Annotated in this window: 1 protein-coding gene; it reads left to right on the top strand. The window is 71.5% G+C overall.

The genetic code is table 11. From position 1 onward, the window contains the following. Positions 1–24 precede the first annotated feature (24 nt). Positions 25–1,310: non-ribosomal peptide synthetase (locus ACFHW1_RS28725; protein WP_416616715.1), on the top strand; the 1,286-nt coding region annotated here is incomplete at its 3' end.

Here is a 1,310-nt window from a genome sequence, read left to right as displayed (position 1 = left end):
GTGCCCGAGGGCCCGTGGCGGACCGTGACCCTGGACGAGAAGCTGTGGAGCACCGGCGACGACGGGAACCTGCCCGGTGGTGCTGGTCCGGACCACGGTTGCTATGTGATCTTCACGTCGGGGTCGACGGGTCGGCCGAAGGGTGTGGTGACGAGGCACCGTAACGTCACCGAGCTGCTGCACGGCGGGGAGTTCCTCACTCTCGGCCCGGCGGACACGCTGCTCCAGCTGGCCCCGCTCTCGTTCGACAACTCGACCTTCGAGGTGTGGGCGCCGCTGGTGGGTGGGGCGCGGCTGGTGCTGGCGCCGCCGGTGCGGTACGGGCCGGCCGAGATCGCCGGTTGGGTGGCGCAGTGGGGGGTCACGGTTCTGCATGCGACGGCGTCGCTGTTCGCCTTGCTGGTGGACCACGAGCCGCAGAGCTTCGACGGCCTGCGCCGCTTCCTGACCGGCAGCGAGACGGTGTCGCCCGGCCATGTGACCCGGATCCTGGAGCGCTGCCCCGGTCTGGAGCTGGTGAACTGCTGGGGGCCGACCGAGACCACGACGTTCTCGGTGTGTGGGTCGTTCCGGCGTGGGTCGGTGCCGGTGGGCCCTCTGCCGCTGGGTGTCCCGCTGGTCAACACCGAGGTGTGGGTGGTGGACGAGGCCGGACTGCCGGTGCCGGTGGGCTCGCCGGGGGAGCTGTGTGTCTCCGGGCCCTGCCTGGCGCGGGGTTATCTGGGCCGGCCGGGGTTGACGGCGGAACGGTTCGTGCCGCATCCGGTGCGGCCGGGTGAGCGGCTGTACCGGACCGGTGACCGTGGTCGGTGGTCGCCGGACGGGTTGGTGGAGTTCCTGGGGCGCACGGACCATATGGTCAAGGTGCGTGGTTACCGGGTGGAGTTGGGCGAGGTCGAGGCGGTGCTGCGCGGGCACGACGGCGTGCGGGAGTGCGTGGTGGTCACCCGGGCCAACGGTCTGGCCGGTGTCGACCTGGTGGCGTACGTGGTCGGTGACGTCGCGGCAGGTGACCTGCGGGCCTGGCTGGGGCAGCGGCTGCCCGGCTACATGGTGCCGCGTCTGTTCGTCTTTCTCGACGCGTTGCCACTGACTCCGCGTGCCAAGGTGGACCGCCGGGCCCTGCCTGAACCCGAGGACGTTCGCTCCGAGGTCACCCGGGAGTACACCGCCCCGGTCGGCCCGGTCGAGGAACTGCTCGCCAGCATCTGGGGCCGGGTGCTCGGCGTGGACCGGGTGGGCCGGCACGACGACTTCTTCGAGCTGGGTGGCGACTCCATCCGCAGCATCCAGGTCGTCGGGCAGGCCCG

It is taken from the genome of Micromonospora sp. LOL_014 (genome assembly GCF_048060245.1).
GTDB lineage: Bacteria > Actinomycetota > Actinomycetes > Mycobacteriales > Micromonosporaceae > Micromonospora_E.
The sequence above is the reverse complement of the archived record's forward strand: the minus strand, read 5'-3'. Positions and strand labels throughout refer to the sequence as shown.